General features: G+C 71.1%; 12 protein-coding genes. 7 read left to right on the forward strand and 5 right to left on the reverse strand.

Annotated elements, in window-relative coordinates; translation table 11 throughout:
• Positions 1 to 34: 34 nt before the first annotated feature.
• Complete coding sequence (locus OHA73_RS34950) at positions 35 to 2,272, forward strand: glycoside hydrolase family 3 N-terminal domain-containing protein (RefSeq protein ID WP_327657073.1); 2,238 nt, start codon at positions 35 to 37, stop codon at positions 2,270 to 2,272.
• 69 nt (positions 2,273 to 2,341) lie between these two features.
• The gene (locus tag OHA73_RS34955) at positions 2,342 to 3,412 is read left to right on the forward strand and encodes an endo-1,4-beta-xylanase (RefSeq protein ID WP_327657074.1); all 1,071 of its coding nucleotides are present in this window, start codon (positions 2,342 to 2,344) and stop codon (positions 3,410 to 3,412) included.
• A gap of 4 nt (positions 3,413 to 3,416) precedes the next feature.
• On the opposite strand, the gene OHA73_RS34960 is transcribed toward OHA73_RS34955, so the two are convergent.
• Positions 3,417 to 5,582, reverse strand: a complete 2,166-nt coding sequence (locus tag OHA73_RS34960; protein ID WP_327657075.1) for a DEAD/DEAH box helicase — start codon at positions 5,580 to 5,582, stop codon at positions 3,417 to 3,419.
• Between the two features lie 314 nt (positions 5,583 to 5,896).
• On the opposite strand from OHA73_RS34960, the gene OHA73_RS34965 reads away from it, so the two are divergent.
• On the forward strand, positions 5,897 to 7,960 hold the full coding sequence (locus tag OHA73_RS34965) for a pectinesterase family protein (RefSeq protein WP_327657076.1): 2,064 nt from the start codon (positions 5,897 to 5,899) through the stop codon (positions 7,958 to 7,960).
• 26 nt (positions 7,961 to 7,986) lie between these two features.
• On the opposite strand, the gene OHA73_RS34970 is transcribed toward OHA73_RS34965, so the two are convergent.
• The gene (locus OHA73_RS34970) at positions 7,987 to 9,813 is read right to left on the reverse strand and encodes an AMP-dependent synthetase/ligase (protein WP_267068509.1); all 1,827 of its coding nucleotides are present in this window, start codon (positions 9,811 to 9,813) and stop codon (positions 7,987 to 7,989) included.
• A 187-nt stretch (positions 9,814 to 10,000) separates the two neighbouring features.
• Here OHA73_RS34970 and OHA73_RS34975 point away from each other — a divergent pair, with 187 nt between their 5' ends.
• Positions 10,001 to 10,516, forward strand: a complete 516-nt coding sequence (locus OHA73_RS34975) for a hypothetical protein (RefSeq protein ID WP_267068508.1) — start codon at positions 10,001 to 10,003, stop codon at positions 10,514 to 10,516.
• Positions 10,517 to 10,528: 12 nt separating this feature from the next.
• Here the strand turns inward: OHA73_RS34975 and OHA73_RS34980 are convergent, their stop codons facing one another.
• Positions 10,529 to 11,995: an MFS transporter gene (locus OHA73_RS34980; RefSeq protein WP_267068507.1), complete on the reverse strand. Its 1,467-nt coding sequence runs from the start codon at positions 11,993 to 11,995 to the stop codon at positions 10,529 to 10,531.
• A 158-nt stretch (positions 11,996 to 12,153) separates the two neighbouring features.
• Complete coding sequence (locus OHA73_RS34985; RefSeq protein ID WP_327657077.1) at positions 12,154 to 13,341, reverse strand: epoxide hydrolase family protein; 1,188 nt, start codon at positions 13,339 to 13,341, stop codon at positions 12,154 to 12,156.
• 84 nt (positions 13,342 to 13,425) lie between these two features.
• On the opposite strand from OHA73_RS34985, the gene OHA73_RS34990 reads away from it, so the two are divergent.
• Entirely contained in the window at positions 13,426 to 14,001 is a 576-nt protein-coding gene (locus tag OHA73_RS34990; RefSeq protein WP_327657078.1) for a CGNR zinc finger domain-containing protein, read from the forward strand.
• Between the two features lie 71 nt (positions 14,002 to 14,072).
• Here the strand turns inward: OHA73_RS34990 and OHA73_RS34995 are convergent, their stop codons facing one another.
• Positions 14,073 to 15,305, reverse strand: a complete 1,233-nt coding sequence (locus OHA73_RS34995) for a CynX/NimT family MFS transporter (protein ID WP_267068504.1) — start codon at positions 15,303 to 15,305, stop codon at positions 14,073 to 14,075.
• A gap of 149 nt (positions 15,306 to 15,454) precedes the next feature.
• On the opposite strand from OHA73_RS34995, the gene OHA73_RS35000 reads away from it, so the two are divergent.
• Both OHA73_RS35000 and qcrB read left to right on the forward strand, forming a co-directional pair.
• The gene (locus OHA73_RS35000; protein ID WP_266715628.1) at positions 15,455 to 16,195 is read left to right on the forward strand and encodes a FadR/GntR family transcriptional regulator; all 741 of its coding nucleotides are present in this window, start codon (positions 15,455 to 15,457) and stop codon (positions 16,193 to 16,195) included.
• Positions 16,196 to 16,299: 104 nt separating this feature from the next.
• On the forward strand, positions 16,300 to 17,958 hold the full coding sequence (gene qcrB / locus OHA73_RS35005; protein WP_266715630.1) for a cytochrome bc1 complex cytochrome b subunit: 1,659 nt from the start codon (positions 16,300 to 16,302) through the stop codon (positions 17,956 to 17,958).
• Positions 17,959 to 17,964 lie beyond the last annotated feature (6 nt).

Here is a 17,964-nt window from a genome sequence, read left to right on the forward strand (position 1 = left end):
CCCTTCACCATCTGCACCGCACTTGAGGAGATTCATGGCCCAGCCCTGGCAGGACACCACCCTTCCCGCCCACGTCCGGGCGGCGGACCTGCTCGCCCGGATGACCGCCGAGGAGAAGGCGGCGCAGTTGTCCAGCGTGTGGCTGGGCGCGGCCATCGGCTCCGACTCCGAGGCCGCCGTGGCGCCCGGACAGCACGCGTACGCCGCCGAGAGCGCGGACCTCGACGCCCTCCTCCCGTACGGCCTCGGCCAGCTCACCCGCCCCTTCGGTACCGTCCCCGTCGACCCCACCGAAGGGGCCGCCCGCCTCGCCGCGTTGCAGCGCCGCATCCGCGCGGGCAACCGCTTCGGGCTGCCCGCGCTCGCCCACGAGGAGTGCCTGACCGGCTTCGGGGCCTGGCAGGCCACCGTGTTCCCGACCCCGCTCGCCTGGGGCGCCACCTTCGACCCCGCCCTGATCACGGAGATGGCGCGGGCGATCGGCGCCTCCATGGCCACGGTCGGCATCCACCAGGGCCTCGCCCCGGTCCTCGACGTCGTACGCGATCCGCGCTGGGGTCGCACCGAGGAGTCGATCGGCGAGGACCCCTACCTCGTCGGCACCATCGGCACCGCCTACGTACGCGGCCTCGAAGCGGCGGGGATCGTCGCCACGCTCAAGCACTTGGCCGGCTACTCGGCCTCGCGCGCCGCCCGCAACCACGCGCCCGCGCCGCTCGGGCCGCGTGAGCTGGCGGATGTGATCCTGCCGCCGTTCGAGATGGCGCTGCGCGAGGGCGGCGCCCGCTCCGTGATGGCCGCGTACAACGACGTCGACGGCCTGCCCGCCCACGCGCACGCCGGACTCCTCACTCAACTCCTGCGCGACGACTGGCAGTTCGGTGGGACCGTCGTCTCCGACTACTTCGGCATCGCGTTCCTGGAGTCCGCCCACCGGGTCGCCGCGTCCGGAGCGGCGGCGGGCGCGCTCGCGCTCGCGGCCGGCGTGGACGTCGAACTCCCGGCCGCCCACTGCTTCTCGACCGGCGAGGGCCTCCCGGAGGAACTGCTCGACCGGGCGGCGCTGCGCGTGCTCACGCAGAAGTGCGAACTGGGGCTGCTCGACCCGGAGAACGAGCCGGAGTCCTCGGCCGAACCGGTCGACCTGAACCCGTCCCACATGCGGGAGTTGGCGGCCAAGGTCGCGCAGGAGTCCGTGGTTGTCCTCGCCAACGACTCGGGCCTGCTGCCGCTCCCGGAGACGGGCGGCCTCCGCGTCGCCCTCGTCGGCCCGCTCGCCGACGAGGAGGCCGCGATGCTCGGCTGCTACACGTTCCCGCGCCACGTCGGCGTCAACCACCCCGAACTGCCCACCGGCGTCGACATCCCGACCTTCGCGGAGGCGCTGCGCGCGGAGCTGCCGGGAGCGGAGTTCGTGGCCGACCCCGCGCGCGCCGACATCTGCCTGGCCGTGGTGGGGGACCGCTCGGGCCTGTTCGGGCGCGGCTCGTCCGGCGAGGGCTGCGACGTGGAAGATCTGGAACTCCCTTTCGGTCAAAGCGAGTTGCTCGACGAGGCGTTCGCCTCCGGGGTGCCGACCGTCATCGTCGTCCTCAGCGGACGCCCCTACGCACTCGGCCGCTGGGCGGACCGGGCGGCCGCCGTCCTCCAGGCCTTCTTCCCCGGGCAGGAGGGCGGCGCGGCGGTCGCGGGCGTGCTGTCCGGCCGCGTCGAACCGTCCGGCCGCCTCCCCATCGGAGTGCCGCGCACCCGCGGCGGCCAGCCCGCCCCCTACCTCGCCCCGCCGCTCGGGCGGCACGGCGGGCCCAGCAATGTCGACCCCACCGCGCTCTACCCGTTCGGCCACGGCCTCTCGTACACCACGTTCGCCTGGGACGCCCCGCAGTGCGAGGACCCCGAGTTCGGCACCGACGGCGAGGTGTCGCTGAAGCTCACCGTGCGCAACACGGGCGAGCGGCCCGGCACCGAGGTCGTCCAGCTCTACCTCCACGACCCGGTCGGCACCGTCGCCCGCCCCGAGGCCCGACTCGTCGGCTACGCCCGCGTCCCCCTCGACCCCGGCGCCTCGGCCGAGGTCCACGCCACGTTCCCGGCCGACCTCGCCGCGTACACCGGCGCCGACGGCCGCCGCGTCGTCGAGCCCGGCGCCCTCGAACTGCGCGTCGCCGCGTCCAGCGAACACGTCCACCACACGGTGCCGCTCACCCTGACGGGCCCGGTGCGCGAGGTGGGGCACGACCGCCGGATGCGCTGCGAGCTACGCGTGAAGTGACGCGCTCGACCACCCGTGAAGCGACGTACTCAACCACCCGTGAAACACGCACAGTTGAGGAGATCCGCCATGCGCACGACCCGTATCAGATCCGCCGCCCTCGCCGCCGCGACGGCCGCCCTGCTCATCGGAGGCCTCGCCACCGTCCCGGCCGCCGCCGCCCCCGACAGCGGCAAGAAACCCGGCGCCTCCGCCACCCTTCACGACCTCGCCCGCGCCCAGGGCCGCTACTTCGGCTCCGCCGTCGACAACCCCGAGCTGGACGACACCCCGTACGCCCACCTCCTCGGCACCGAGTTCGGCCAGACCACACCCGGCAACGGCATGAAGTGGTACGCCACCGAACCCCAGCGCGGCGTCTTCGACTTCACCGCCGGCGACGAGATCGTCGACTACGCCCGCGCCAACGGACTCAAGGTCCGCGGCCACACACTCCTGTGGCACAGCCAGCTGCCCGACTGGCTGACCTCCGGCACCTGGAGCGCCGACGAACTCCGCTCGATCCTCAGGAACCACATCACCAAGGTGGTCAAGCACTACCGCGGCAAGGTCTTCGCCTGGGACGTCGCCAACGAGATCATGAACGAGGACGGCACATACCGCGAGAACATCTTCTACAAGACCCTCGGCCCCGGCTACATTGCCGACGCCCTGCGCTGGGCCCGCGCGGCGGACCCCAAGGTCAAGCTGTACCTCAACGACTACAACGTCGAGGGCACGGGCGCGAAGTCCGACGCGTACTACGCGCTGATCAAGCAGCTCAAGGCCGACCGCGTGCCCATGGACGGCTTCGGCATGCAGGCCCACCTCGCGCTCCAGTACGGCTTCCCGTCCCAGATGCGGCAGAACATCCAGCGCTTCGCCGGCCTCGGCGTCGACGTCGCCATCACCGAGCTCGACATCCGCATGCTCCTCCCCGCCGACCAGACCAAGCTCGCCCAACAGGCCGACTGGTACGGGCAGGTGACCGACGCCTGCCTCGCCGTGAAGCGCTGCGTCGGCATCACGCTGTGGGGCTACTCGGACCGGCACTCGTGGATCCCCGGGGTCTTCGACGGCGAGGGGGCCGCCCTGCCCTGGGACGATAACCTCCGCCACAAGCCGGCGTACGACGCGATCCGCAAGGCCCTGAAGGACTGACGCGTCAGCCCTCTTCCTCCACGCCGAGGCGTGCCTGCTCCTCCTCGACGATCCGGCGCGCGATGTCCGCGTCGGAGACGTCGACGGCGTCGGGCGTCGCCTCGGCCATGGAGCTGCGCCGGGCGTACGCGTCGAACAGCCGGGACTTGTTGGCGAGTATCTTCACCAGGCGTTCGTCGACGCCGCCGGTGGCGAGGAGGCGGTGCACCCGCACCGATCGGACCTGGCCCATGCGGTGCGCCCGCGCCACGGCCTGGTGCTCCAAGGTCGGCTTGATCTGCGGCTCGCACAGGATCACCACCGAGGCGGCCTGGATGTTGAGCCCGACGCCACCGGCCTGGATCTGGGACACGAGGACGGCCGGCCCGGCCGTGTCCGCGAACTCGTCGACGAGCAGTTGTCTGCGCGCGGGCGGAACGCTGCCGGTGAGCGGCCCGAACACCGGGCCCCCGACCGGCGGTTCGGTGTCGAGGGCGCCCTTGACCGCGCGGAGCACGTCGCGGAAGTTGGAGAACACGACGACCTTGAGTCCGGCCTCCGCGGCGTCCCGGACGAGCTCGCGCAGCCGCTCCAGCTTGGCGGACTCCGCCGGGTGCGCGTACGCCGCCCGGCGCATGGCCATGAAGTTGCCGGACGCGACGGCCTCCCGGTAGGCGGCCTGGTCCTGGGAACTCAACTCCTCCCACTCGTCGGTGTGCTGGAGGCTGGGCAGCTCGGCCAGTACGTCGTCCTGGTTGCGCCGCAGATAGACGGGGGCGACCGCCGTGCGGAAGGCGACGGACCCGGCGAGGCCGTCCTCCTCGTCGAGCCGGTCCGCGAGCGAGGGATCCAGTACGCGTACGAGGTTGCGGAACTCGCCGACGCGGTTCTCCATCGGGGTGCCGGTCATGAACAGCACCCGCTCGCAGTGCTCGGCCCACTCGGCCACCGCCTGCGAGCGCAGCGTCTCCGGGTTCTTCACCGCGTGCGCCTCGTCGACGACGAGCATCCCCACCTCGCCGCCGCCGGGCGCCGGAAGGCCGCGCAGCGCGTCGTACGTCGTGACGGCGACACCGCCCCGGCCCTTCCAGTCCGCGAAGGCCTCGCCCCGGTCGGAGCCGTGCACCGGCAGGACACGCAGCGCGCTGCGGGCCTCGATCTCCCGCGTCCAGTTCACGAGGACGCTCGCCGGGCAGACGACCATGAAGTGGCTCTGTCCCTCGGTCGCCAGGTGGGTCAGTGCGGCGATGGCCTGGACCGTCTTGCCGAGCCCCATCTCGTCTCCGAGCAGCGCGCGGCGCCGCGCGAGCGCGAAGCGGGCCCCGAACGCCTGATAGCCGCGCAGCGACACCCGCAGCCGCGACTCGTCGAGCTGCTGGGTCCGCACCTGTTCGGCGATGTCGGCGGGCAGGAAGCCCTCGGCGGCGTCCTTGTCCGGCGTCAGACCGGAGATCTCGCCGAGCACGCTGTAGTACTCGGCGGAGCGCACCTCGAAGTCGACCCACGCCGCCACGTCCGTCGCGGGCCCGCGCAGCAGGTCGACCGAGGCCTGCGCGAACAGCGGCCCCGTGCCCGCCCGCTCGGCCTCCGCGACGACGGCCCGCACCTGCTCGGCGGCGTCGAGGGCGCGGGTCCGCCGGGCCCGTCCGGTGAACAGCAGCCGCAGCCGCCCAGCCGCGGGCCGCGCCTCGTCGAGCAGCGGTCCGAGCCGGCGGGCGATGCCGGTCGCGGTGTCGACGGCGTGCCGCGCGTCGGGGCCCGCCTCCACCAGCACGTGCAGCGCCGTGACCAGCGCGGTCGTCCGGGGCTCCGGCTCGTCCACGTCGAGCGGCACGGCGGCCGTCTGCCGTACGCGCTCGGCGAGGCGGCCCGCGGCGGCCAGCAGTTGCGTGGCGGTCTGCGGGCCCACGCCGTGGATCTGGTTGAGGCGGGCGGGGCCGGCGTCGAGGACCTGGCGGACCGTGCGCAGCCCGTCCCGCTCCACGAGCCCGACGCGGACGCGGCCGTCCGTGGCCTCCTGGAGCCGGGCCACGGGCATGGTGTCGAGGACGCGGGCGACCGACTCGTCGAGGAGCGGCGTGAGGGCGTCCCGGACCGCGCCCACGGCCCGCGCGTGGTCGTCGAGCAGGCCGCGTACGGCGGCGTAGAGGCGCGAACCGTCGGCGACGGCCTCCCGCTCCGTGCGTCCCATTGGGCCCTGCCCTCCTCGTAGCGCGTACGACTGCGCCAGTTGCGTCATCTTCCCATCGAGGTGTGACAGCGGGCCTGGCGGTCACACGGCGTTGCGGCCACGGGGCTCTGCCCCAGACCCCGCTGCTCAATCGCCGCAGGGGCTTGAAAGATCGGGGCTCTGCCCCGGACCCCGCGGGCTCTCGTCCAAAGAGCGGGGCTTGAAGTGCCGAACCGGAACCGCCCCGGCAACCTTTCCCGCCACCCGCGGCGACAGCACACCGGCACGTGCCACCCGGCACGCGTTCCCCCACCACGTACGGAGTGCATGAGCTGATGAGTGACACCCGCAGCAAGCCCCGGCACCGCAGACGCCGCACCGTCCTCCTCGCAGGCGCCCCGCTCGCCGTCGCCGCCGCGGCCGCCCTCGCCTACGGCGGCGGGTTCCTCGGCGCGGACGGAGCGGATTCGGCGAGCGCCGCCACCGCCGCCGACGCCGCGACCGCCGCCGCGTGGGCCGACGACACCGCCGACGGATTCGCGTCCGTCGACGCGCAGGGTCAGGACGGCACGTACGGCGGGCGCGGCGGCGAGACGGTCACCGTGAAGACCCTGGCCGACCTGGAGAAGTACGCGACCGCGAGCAAGCCCTACGTCATCGTGGTCGCGGGCGAGATCAAGATGGACCCCGTCGGCAAGGAGATCAAGGTCGCCTCCGACAAGACCATCGTGGGCGCCGGCACCGCCGGGCACATCGTCGGCGGCGGCTTCTTCCTCGGCACCGGCGTGCACAACGTCATCATCCGCAACCTGACGATCCGCGACTCCTACCAGGGGACCTGGAACGACAAGGACCACGACTTCGACGCCATCCAGATGGACGGCGCGCACCACGTGTGGATCGACCACAACGACCTGCGCAGGATGGCCGACGGGCTGATCGACGTCCGCAAGGACTCGACCGACATCACCGTCTCCTGGAACAAGCTCAGCAACGACAACAAGGCCTTCGGCATCGGCTGGACCGAGAACGTCGTCACCGACATCACCATCCACCACAACTGGATCCGCGAGACCGAACAGCGCAACCCCTCCACGGACAACGCCGCGCACGCGCACCTCTACAACAACTACCTGCAGGACGACGCGGGCACCGACATCACGTCCTCGTACGGGAACTACTCGCGCGGCAAGACGAAGATGGTCCTGGAGAACAGCTACTTCCAGGGCGTCAACAACCCCGTCATCAAGGACGACACCGCCACCCTCGTGCAGCGCGGCAGCGTCTTCTCCGGCACCAGCGGGCGCAACGAGAGCGGGGGCACCGCCTTCACCCCGTCCGACTTCTACGCGTACACGCTGGACAAGGCGGCGGACGTGCCGGGGCTGCTCAAGTCCGGTGTGGGGCCCAGGAGTTCGATCGGAACCGCGAGTGCGACCGCCGAGACGAAGGCCGCCGCGAGCACCCTCACCGTCGCGGCCGACGGCAGCGCCCAGTACAAGACGGTGCAGGCCGCCGTCGACGCCGTGCCCGCGAACAACACCGCGCGCGTGGACATCAAGGTCGCGCCCGGCACGTACCGCGGCACCGTGACCGTCCCGGCGAACAAGCCGCACGTGACGATCGTCGGCACCGGTTCGAGCCGCAAGTCCACCGTCCTCGTCGAGGGGCACGCCGCCGGTACGAAGAAGCCGGACGGATCGACGTACGGCACCTCGGGCAGCGCCACCGTCACCGTCCTCGCCGCCGACACCCAACTGCGCAACCTGAGCGTCAGCAACGACTACGACGAGAGCAAGGACACCTCCATCGCCGCGCAGGCGGTCGCGCTGCGCACCAGCGCCGACAAGGTGTTCCTCGACTCGGTCATCACCAGCGGCGACCAGGACACGCTGCTGCTCGACGGCGCGGGCAAGCGCGTCTACATGAAGGACTCGTACGTCGTCGGCAACGTCGACTTCATCTTCGGCGGCGCCACCGCCGTGATCGACCAGTCCGTGATCACCCTGAAGAAGCGGTGGGACGGCACATCGGCCGGCTACGTCATGGCGCCGAGCACCGCGGCGGGCAAGAAGGGCCTGCTCGTCAACCGGACCACCATCAGCGGCGACGTCTCCGCCGACAGCTTCCACCTCGGCCGCAACTGGCACGCGGGCGGCGACGCCTCCCTCGACCCGCAGGCCACCGTCCGCAACTCCACGCTCGGCGCCGCGATCAAGGCGAAGCCGTGGACGGACATGGGCGGCTTCTCGTGGAAGGACGACCGGTTCGCCGAGTACAAGAACACCGGTGACGGGGCCGGTTCGGCGAGCGCCGACCGGCCGCAGCTGAGCGACGCGCAGGCCGCGCAGCAGGAGGTCGCGGACTGGCTGGGGGACTGGACGCCCACGGCCTCCTGACCGGTGGGAGGTGTACGCGGCGGCGCTCACCGCGCCGCGTACAGCTCCTCGACCTCCCGCGCGTACGTCTCCATGATCGCGGCCCTGCGCAGCTTCAGCGAGGGAGTGAGCAGGCCCTGGGTGGCGCCGAACTCGTGCGGGAGGATGCGGAACGCGCGGATCGACTCGGCGCGCGAGACACGGGAGTTGGCCCGCCGCACCGCGCGCTGGATGTGGCCGCGCAGCTCCTCGTCGGTGACCGCCTCCTCGGGGGAGGCCAGGGCGCGGCCCTTGAGGCCCTGCCAGCTGGCGAGGGCCTCCGGGTCGAGGGTGACCAGGGCCGTGACGTAGGGCCTGTTGTCGCCGATCACGACGCACTCCGAGATCAGGGGATGGGCGCACAGCTCCTGTTCCAGGGTCTGCGGCGAGAGGCTCTTGCCCGCGCTCGTGATGATGATGTCCTTCTTGCGGCCGGTGATGACCAGATAGCCGTCGGGGTCGAGGTGCCCCAGGTCGCCGGTGGCGAGCCAACCGTCGCGCAGCGCCGACTCGTTGGCCTTCGGATTGTTGTGGTAGCCGGCGAAGACGACATCGCCGGCCACCCAGATCTCCTCGTCGTCGGCTATGAACACGGCGTTGCCGGGCAGCGGCTTGCCGACCGTGCCGGGCCGCGGCGCGCCGGGCGGCTGGGCGGTGACCGCCGAGCTCGTCTCGGTGAGGCCGTAGCCGTTGTAGACCGGGAGGCCGCACGCCTCGAAGAACAGGGCGAGGTCGCGGGAGAGCGGCGACCCGCCCGACACCACGCTTCGCAGCCGGCCGCCGAACACCGCCCGCACCTTCGAGTACACCAGGCGGTCGTAGACCTTGTGCGTCAGACGCAGCCGGGGGCCCGGCCCCGCGCCCACACCCGCGGCGTGCCGCTCCATCGCCGCCGCGTACCGGATCGCGGACCGCACGGCCCGCTCGAACAGGGCGGTGTGGCCGCTCTCTTGGGCGTTGACACGTGCCTTGGCGAAGACCCGCTCGAAGATGTACGGGACCGCGTACAGGAACGTGGGCCGGAACGCGGCGAGCGCGGGGAGCAGCGCGCCGGGCGAGGCGTCCGGCTGGTGGGCGACGTTGCCGCCGCCGCGTACCGCGGTGACCACCTGGACCAGGCCGTAGCAGTGCGAGAGTGGCAGGAAGGCCAGCGTGGACGGCTGTTCACCGGCCGGGCCGAACAGTTCGCCCCAGCCCGCCAGGATGGTGTCCACCTCGGCGGCGATATTGCGGTGGGTGGTGATGCAGCCCTTGGGGGGCCCGGTCGTGCCGGACGTGTAGCAGATCACGGCGGCGTCCTGCGGGAGCACGGCGGCCCGCAACTGGTGCACCGCGTCGGGGTGCACCGCGGCGCCCGCCTCGATCAGCGCCTGGACCCCGCCCGACTCCAGCTCCCACAGCCGGGTCAGGTCGGTACGGGCGCCGTATGCGGCGGCGACCGTGATCGCGTTGTGCTCGTTCTCGACGACGACCCCAATCGCCTCCGTGTCCTGGAGGATCCACCGCACCTGCTCGGTGGACGACGTGGGGTACACCGGCACCACCGTGGCGCCCAGGCTCCACAGCGCGTACGCGATCAGCGTCCACTCGTAGCGGGTGCGCGACATCAGGATCACCCGGTCGCCCATGCCGATCCCGCAGGCGAGGAAGCCGCGGGCCACGGCCGTCACCTCGTCACGGAACCGCGAGGTGCTGACCTCCTGCGTCGGGCGGCCGTCCCGGAGCAGCGAGAACTGAAGGCGCTGCGGGTCCTCCAGCGCGGCGCTGAAGACCGAGTCGGCGAGTCCACCCGACTCCAACGGAGGCGCCAGGCGGGGCACTGCGAGTTGCCGCATGTGACTGCTCATCGCTCCCTCTGGTAGGCAAACCGAGTTGACGATTCAACCTGAATGCGTCGGAACGGAAGCTACATCCAAGGAGACCTTTTCGCCCCGGTGTTGGATAACGAATCGGCAGTCACCTGCGGCGCTTCGGATAGGCTTCTGGCTCCCAATGGCATGTACACCTAGAGGAGCGATCTCCGTGAAGCGGCGCCCGACCCTGGCCGGACTGACGATGATGCTGGTGGTCGCGCTCGCGGCGTGCGGGGGTGGTCCGCAGCAGGACACCTCGGGGCACGGCGGCGGCAAGGACACCGGGAGTTACACCGTGCGGCAGGACGACACCGACAAGGTGACCGGGGTGCGCGACGGGGTGCGGCACGTGACCCGCCGCACGACCCGCGCGACCCGGCCGCACCTGGTGAGGAAGTGCGGGACCGAGAGCCGCAAGGTCAAGCACACCAAGCGCAGCCACGGCCGCAAGCGGACCTACTACACGACGAAGAAGGTCCGTGACTGCCACAAGGTGCGCAGGGGCACCGAGAAGTACACCCGGGTCCTGCGGGCCGAGCACTGGTGCGTCCGCCTCGACGACGTCAACGGCAAGCGCACCGTGGACGACCAGTGGTTCCGGGTGAACTCCACGGTCTACGGCAGGGTGCAGGGCGAGGACGACCGGGCGAAGGTCACCATCGAGCCGCTCCGCAAGGGCTGCTGAGCCCGGACCGGGTCACGTGGCGGCGACCTCCGGGATGCGCTCCTTCACCAGCGCGTAGAGGACGACCGCCACGGCCATCACCCCGGCCGCGGTGAACACGCCCGCGGCCCAACTGCCGGTCGCGTCGCGCAGCACACCGCTGACGACGGGGCTGGCCACCGCGCCGATCTCCGCGACCAGGTTGAACAGGCCGAACAGCGAACCGCGGTCCTTCTCCTCGGCCAGGTCGCCGAGCAGACTGTGCACGATCGGCTGGAGCGCGTTGAAGAACAGGCCCGAGCAGAATAGGATCAGGCCGAGCAGCAGCAGCGAGGGGTCGCCGTTCAGGACGCTCACGCCGAACGCCACCGCGAGCACCGTGTGCACCGCCGCGCAGATCACCGCGAGCGGCTTGCGGCCCTTGCCGGCGCGCACCCGCCGGTCCGCGATCCAGCCGCCGACCGGGAAGCCGATGATGCCCGCGCCCGCGTTGAACGCCGCGGTGAGGGCCGCCGCGCCCAGGCTGCTGTGCGCGGCCTCCGCGACGATCTGCACCGACCAGAACGAGAAGAACCACAGGTTCCACATCACGGCGATGAAGCCGATGTAGATCAACCAGACGTTCCGGTTGAGGAGTTGGGTGCTGCGTCCCGTGCGCACGATGCCGCGGATCACGATGGTCACCATGATCAGGAACAGCACGCCGGAGCCGACCGCCGTGAGCCAGTCCGGCCAGCTGAACTCGTCGGCGAGCAGGAACAGGGCGAGGATCGCGACCGCCGCGGGGATCGAGTAGCCGATGAGCCGCAGCGCGGGCGGGCCGAGCCGCAGCGGCCTGTCGCCACGCCCCCGGAAGAACGTCCACGTCGCCGCCGCCACCAGCAGCGACACCACCCCGAACACGTACAGCGGCAGACTCCACGCCCGGCCGCCCATGCCCAGCGTGCCGCCCCAGTCGATCAGGTGCGGGGTGGCGACGATGCCGACGGTCAGGCCGATGGACAGACCGGACAGGACGACGCCGAGGCCGATGGTGCGGCGGGCCGCGGGCGTGTGATTGATGACCAGGACACGGTCGTTGGAGTAGAAGACGCCCTCGCCGAGCCCGGTGAGCACGCGCGCCACGACAAAGCCGATGAGCCCGCCGGTCAGCCCGGAGACCAGGGTCAGCAGGCCCGCCCACAACAGGGAGACGACGAGCATCTCGCGGTGGCCGTAGCGGTCGCCGAGCCGGCCGCCCGCGTACTGCGTGAGCATGTAGCCGGTGAAGAACATCGAGCCGATGAGCCCGCCGAGCGTCGCCGGGTTCGAGGCGTCACCGATGAACCCGGCCTTGTTCTCGATCATCCAGGCGACGACGGGCCCGGTGACGGTGCGGTCGGCGTAGCTGATGAGCCAGCCCGCGAGCAGGAAGCCCCACAAGTGGGTGTGGTGCCCCGAGAAGAGCGCGCGGCTCTTGGCCTCGGTGGCGGTACGTGGTGGAGCGCCGGTTTCCGACATGGGTCCCCCTGGACAATGGGCAGCGGGAAAGCGCTTGCTAAGATCCCAGAGGCATGACGGCAGGTCAACGGGTTGACGGCACCCAGTTGTGTTCATCGGTGAGCGGCTCGGTCGTCAGCGATGAGTGGCTCGGTCATCAGCGATGAACGTTTCGGTGTTCACCGATGGGCGGCCAGCACCGCCGCGAGTCCCTCTCGCAGGTCCTTGACGAAATACTCGGGAACCTCAAGTGCCGGGAAATGTCCGCCCTGTTCGGGCTCGCTCCAACGCACGATCTGCCGGTACCGCTCCTGCGCCCAGGGCCGCGGACACTTCTCGACGTCACGGGGATACGCGGTGATGGCCGCCGGGACGTCGACCCGAAGTTCGGGGTCCAGCGCGTTGTGGCTTTCGTAGTAGATGCGGGCCGCCGACGCTCCGGTCCGCGTCAGCCAGTAGAGGGTGACGTCGTCAAGAATTCTGTCCATGGGAATCGTCTCGAACGGGCTGTCCTCGGTGTCCGTCCATTCGGCGAATTTGTCGAGGATCCAGGCGAGAAGACCGACCGGTGAATCGACGAGCGAGTAGCCGATGGTCTGCGGCCGGGTCGCCTGCTGCTTCGCGTACGCCGCGCGGTGGCGCGTCGCGGTGCCCAGCCAGAAGTCCCGTGTCTCCTCGGCCCATTGGCGCTCGACCGGCGTCAGCCCCTCCATGGTCGCCCCGGGCAGTCCGTCCGCGAACGTGGTGTGGATGCCGAGAACGTGCGCCGGGAACCTGCCGGCGAGGACCGTGGTGATGTTGCCGCCCCAGTCGCCGCCGTGGGCCAGGAACGTGCCGTAACCGAGCCTTCCCATCAGCTCCACCCAGGCGGCCGCGATCTTCTCGGTTCCCCACCCGGTGGTGGCCGGCCTGTCGCTGTAACCGAAGCCCGGCAGCGAAGGAACCATGACGTGGAACGCGGGCGCGTCCGCGTCCTTCGGGTCCGCCAGCTCCTCCACGACGTCGGTGAAGCGGGCGACGCTGTCAGGCCAGCCGTGCGTCAGGATCAGGGGAGTGGCGTCCGCGCGCGCGGACCGGCGGTGCAGGAAGTGGATGCCCAGACCGTCGATGGTCGTGCGGAACTGGCCGATCGCGTTGAGGCGCTCCTCGAACGCCCGCCAGTCGTACCCGGTACGCCAGTGGTGCACGACGTCGACGAGGTCGGCGAGCGGGACGCCCTGCTCCCACCGGCCCCGGCCGGGCCCGGTGTGCTGGACCGTCTCGGCCTCCGGCAGCCGCGCCGCGGCCAGCCGCGCGCGTAGATCCTCGAGGTCGGCGTCGGTCGCGTGGGCTTCAAATGCTTGTACGTCGCTGGTGGGGCGGGGCATGAGGGACCTCCTGGCCATCGCGGAACCGGCTAAGACGGTTCTAGCAGGAGTCCGGACCACCCGGCAACCGCCTAAGGTGGTTCCATGCGTGCTGGATTTCCTGACTTCCGCCTCGGCAACGTGCTCGCGACCAGCTTCACGGGGACCCTCTCGGAGCGGCAGGGCAGCGCCGTGGAGCGGATTCCCGTGCCGCAACGGCTCATCGACTGGCTGGCGGTGTACGGCCTCGCCGTCGACTCCTGCTCCCTCGCCGAGCTCGACCTCGCCCGGGAGCTGCGGGAGGCGGTCCACGCCGCCGCGACGGCGGCCGCGGTCCAGGACCCGCTCCCCGCATCCGCCGTCCAGGTCATCAACGACCGCAGCGCTCAGGGCCGGGCGGCGGCCGTCCTGACGCCCGAGGGCGAGCGGCGCTGGCAGCTCGGCCCGGAGTCCCGCGTGGAAGACGCCCTCAGCGTGATCGCCGCCGACGCGATCGGCGTCATCGCGGGCGAACGGGACGGAAAGCTGGCCCTGTGCGCGTCGCCCACCTGCCAGGCCGCCTTCTTCGACACCAGCCAGAGCCGGACCCGCAAATGGTGCGACATGAACACGTGCGGGAACCGCCAGAAGAAGGCGCGCTTCCACGCCAACCAGCGCAAGGACGCCGGCTCGGCGGAGTGATCGGAGCCCCGGCCGGCGGGGCGCCGATCATTCTGCCGAGCACTCCGCCGACCACCTTGCCGACGGGCAGTTCACGCCTCCAGCTGGCGGGCCCGCCCCGCGCCCACGCCCGCGAGCCCCATCGGCACGCACAGCACCGCGAGCATCACCAGCGGCACCGTCCAGCCACCCGTCGCGTCGTGCAGCGCGCCGAGGAGGAACGGGCCCGCGGCGGCGAGCAGATAGCCCACGCTCTGCGCCATGCCGGACATCTCCGCGGCGCGCGCCGCGTCGGGGGAGCGCAGCACGATCACGGCGAGCGCCGTGCTGATCAGCAGTCCGCAGCCGAAGCCCTGCATCAGCATCCACGCGTACGCCCCGCCGACCGGCGCCACCAGCAGGCCCAGCACGGAGCCGAGGACGAGCAGCGTGCCGGTGAGGGCGAGGGCGACCTGGTTCGAGGCCCGGCCGACGAGCGCCGTGAAGGCGAGCGAACCCGCGATGCCCGCGAGGCTCATCACGGACAGCATCCACCCCGCCTGCGTACCGTCCATGCCCTCGCTGGTGAGCATCGCCGGGATCCACGCGGCACACGCGTAGTACTGCAACGACTGGAGGCCCATGAGGAGCGTGATCTTCCAGGCGAGCGGTGAACGGCGCAGTGGCGTACGGGAGTCGGCGGCACCGGGGGCCATCGCGGGCGGCGCGTCCGAGCGGCGCAGCTGGGGCAGCCACAGGGCGAACGCGAGCGCGGAGAGCACGGCCCAGACGCCGATCGCGCCGCGCCAGCCGAGCCCGAGCGCGTCCCCGAGCGGCACGGTCACCCCGGCCGCGAGCGCGGCGCCGCAGAACAGGGCCACCGAGTACAGGCCCATCATCAGGCCGGTGCGGCGCTCGAAGTTGCGCTTGATGACGCTCGGCACGAGGACGTTCGAGAGGGATATCGCCGCGCCGATGAGGACGGTCCCCGCGAACAGTGCGGGCAGACCGGGCGCGAGGCGGAGCGCGATGCCCGCCGTGAGCAGCGCCATCATCGCGCCGAGCGCCCGCGTCATACCGATGCGCCGCGAGAGCTTCGCCGCGAACGGGGCGAGGAGGCCGAAGCAGAGGATCGGCAGCGTGGTGAGCAGCCCCGCGAGCGAGCCGCTCAGCCCGGTGGAGTGGCGGATCGTGTCGAGCTCGGGCGAGACGGACACGACGCCGGGCCGCAGGTTCATGGCGATGAGGAGGATGCCGGCGGCGAGGAGGGGGCCTGCCGCCGTCGCGGCGGTGGAGGTCGCCTTCGCGGCGGCGGTGGGGGTGGATGTGGGGGCACTGTGCGGCATGCGAGCCAACGTAACATCCCATGTTTCGCACTGGAGAGTGCACGTAAAGCGTAGATATCTGGACGAAAGTAGGTGAAGCGGGCTAGCCAGGTACCTGATACATGGGATATTTTTGCCCGCGTACCCCGAGCAGCGAGAAAGGTCACCCCGTGCCCGCACCAGCCAAGCCCGGCGCCACTCTGGTCCAGCGCACCATCGGCCGGATCGAGCGGAGCATCGAAAGCGGCGAGTGGGCCGTCGGTGATCGGATCCCGGCCGAGGGGCAGCTGGTGGAGGAGTTCGGCGTGGGCCGCAACACCGTGCGCGAGGCCGTCCGCGCCCTGTGTCACACCGGGCTACTAGAGGCGCGGCGCGGCGACGGCACGTATGTGCGCGCCGCGAGCGACCTCAACGCGGCCCTCCAACGCCGCCTGCGCCGCGCCGAGTTGAAGCACATTCTCCAGGTCCGCCTCGCCATCGAACGGGAGGCGGCGCCCGCCGCCGCGGCCCACCGCGGCGAGGCCGACCTCGCCCGCATCCTGTCCGCCCTGCTCGCCCGGCACCGCGCCGAGGAGAGCGGCGACCCGGCCGCGTACGTCGAGAAGGACGTCGAGTTCCACCGGGCCGTCGTCGCCGCGAGCGGCAATCCGCTGATGACCGAGCTGTACGAGAGCATCGTCGAGTCGGTGCGCGACAGCATCGCCTCGCTGCGCCCGAGCTGGACGCCGGAGCTGCCCGGCGCGAGCGCCCACGACGACCTGGCCGACGCGATCGCGCGCAGCGACCCGGAGGCGGCGGCGAAGGCGGCCTGGGCGCACACGCTGACCGTGGAGGCGGCGATGGAGCGGATGGCGGCCGACGGGCGGCCGGAAGTGGCCGGCGGGCAGTCGGAGATGGCCGACGGGCAGTGAACCGCCTTGATCCTGGCGGGAATTGACTGCTCGTCGCCCCTGTCGGTGCCACCTCCGCGCGCTCTACCCTGACGAGAGCCTCAACGGCCTTGTAGGGGAGTCGTATGAGCGATGACAGCGAACGCACACGAGGCGACGCGCGCCGCCCAGACCCCCCGGGTTCCGGTGAACGCCTCGCCGACTGGGCGGACGGCCGGCTCGGGATCTATCAACTCGCCAAGTCCCAGATGCGCAAGGTCTTCCCTGACCACTGGTCCTTCATGCTCGGCGAGATCTGCCTCTACAGCTTCATCATCCTCATTCTCACCGGCACCTATCTGACCTTCTTCTTCGACCCGAGCACCCAGGAAGTCATCTACGACGGCGCGTACGTCCCGCTCAAGGGCATCCGGATGACCCAGGCGTACGAGTCGACGGTGCGCATCAGCTTCGAGGTGCGCGGCGGGCTGCTGATCCGTCAGATCCACCACTGGGCGGCGCTCGTCTTCGTCGCCGGCATGACGGTGCACATGATGCGCGTCTTCTTCACCGGCGCGTTCCGCAAGCCGCGCGAGCTCAACTGGGTGTTCGGCTGGACCCTGTTGTTCCTCGGCATCATCACCGGCCTGACCGGCTACTCGCTCCCCGACGACCTGCTGTCCGGCACCGGCCTGAAGTTCGCGCAGGGCGCCGTGCTCTCGGTGCCGATCGTGGGCACGTACCTGGCGATGTTCCTGTTCGGCGGCGAGTTCCCCGGCGACGACTTCATCTCCCGGCTCTATCCGATCCACATCCTGCTGCTGCCGGGCATCATGCTGGGCCTGGTGGCGCTCCATCTGATCCTGGTCTTCTACCACAAGCACACCCAGTTCGCGGGCCCCGGCCGCAGCGAGAAGAAGGTCATCGGAGCCCCCTTCTTCCCCATCTACGTGGCGAAGGCCGGTGGCTTCTTCTTCCTCGTCTTCGGGGTGCTCGCGGTCCTCGGCGCGGTGGCGACCATCAACCCGGTGTGGGCCTTCGGGCCGTACAGAACGGATCTCGTCACGACGGGCGCGCAGCCCGACTGGTACCTCGGCTTCTCCGAGGGGCTCATCCGCGTGATGCCCGCGTGGGAGATCAACGCCTGGGGCCACACGCTGCAGTTGGGCGTCTTCCTCCCGTTCACGCTGTTCCCGCTGATCCTGTCCTTCATGGCGGTGTATCCGTTCCTGGAATCCTGGATCACGGGCGACAAGCGCGAGCACCACGTGGCGGACCGCCCGCGCGACAAGCCGGTCAGGACCGGCATCGGCGTGGCCTGGCTGGCGCTGTACGCGGTGCTGCTGATCGGCGGTGGCAACGACATCGTCGCGACACAACTGCACCTGTCGATCAACGCCATCACCTGGTTCGTGCGCATCAGCTGCTTCGTGGCACCCGTCCTCGCGTTCGTCGTCACCAAACGGATCTGTCTGGGCCTGCAGCACCGCGACCGTGACAAGGCGCTGCACGGCCGCGAGTCCGGGCAGATCAGGCGGTTGCCGCACGGCGAGTTCATCGAGGTCCACGAGCCGCTCACGCGCGCCGAGCTGTACACCCTCAACCAGCACGAGCAGCCCAGGGCCTACGAGTTGGGTCCACGGGTCGATGCGAACGGGGTGCAGCGGAAGTTCAGCATCCGGCAGCGGATACGGGCCCGGCTCGCCAAGGCGATGTTCGGCCCCGGCACGTACGTACCGAAGGCGACGCCCGAGGAGTACCAGGCGCTGCACTCGGGGTGGCACGAGTCGGAGCGGGTGGACTGAGGGGCG

This window comes from Streptomyces sp. NBC_00483, from assembly GCF_036013745.1.
Classification (GTDB): domain Bacteria; phylum Actinomycetota; class Actinomycetes; order Streptomycetales; family Streptomycetaceae; genus Streptomyces.

Bases quoted from the DNA above. Each gene is read 5' to 3' on its own strand.
- qcrB (WP_266715630.1), top strand. From the start codon at position 16,300: ATGAGCGATGACAGCGAACGCACACGAGGCGACGCGCGCCGCCCAGAC.
- OHA73_RS34955 (WP_327657074.1), top strand. From the start codon at position 2,342: ATGCGCACGACCCGTATCAGATCCGCCGCCCTCGCCGCCGCGACGGCC.
- OHA73_RS34990 (WP_327657078.1), top strand. From the start codon at position 13,426: ATGCGTGCTGGATTTCCTGACTTCCGCCTCGGCAACGTGCTCGCGACC.
- OHA73_RS34985 (WP_327657077.1), bottom strand. From the start codon at position 13,341: ATGCCCCGCCCCACCAGCGACGTACAAGCATTTGAAGCCCACGCGACC.
- OHA73_RS34970 (WP_267068509.1), bottom strand. From the start codon at position 9,813: ATGCGGCAACTCGCAGTGCCCCGCCTGGCGCCTCCGTTGGAGTCGGGT.
- OHA73_RS34980 (WP_267068507.1), bottom strand. From the start codon at position 11,995: ATGTCGGAAACCGGCGCTCCACCACGTACCGCCACCGAGGCCAAGAGC.
- OHA73_RS34965 (WP_327657076.1), top strand. From the start codon at position 5,897: ATGAGTGACACCCGCAGCAAGCCCCGGCACCGCAGACGCCGCACCGTC.
- OHA73_RS34995 (WP_267068504.1), bottom strand. From the start codon at position 15,305: ATGCCGCACAGTGCCCCCACATCCACCCCCACCGCCGCCGCGAAGGCG.
- OHA73_RS34960 (WP_327657075.1), bottom strand. From the start codon at position 5,582: ATGGGACGCACGGAGCGGGAGGCCGTCGCCGACGGTTCGCGCCTCTAC.
- OHA73_RS34950 (WP_327657073.1), top strand. From the start codon at position 35: ATGGCCCAGCCCTGGCAGGACACCACCCTTCCCGCCCACGTCCGGGCG.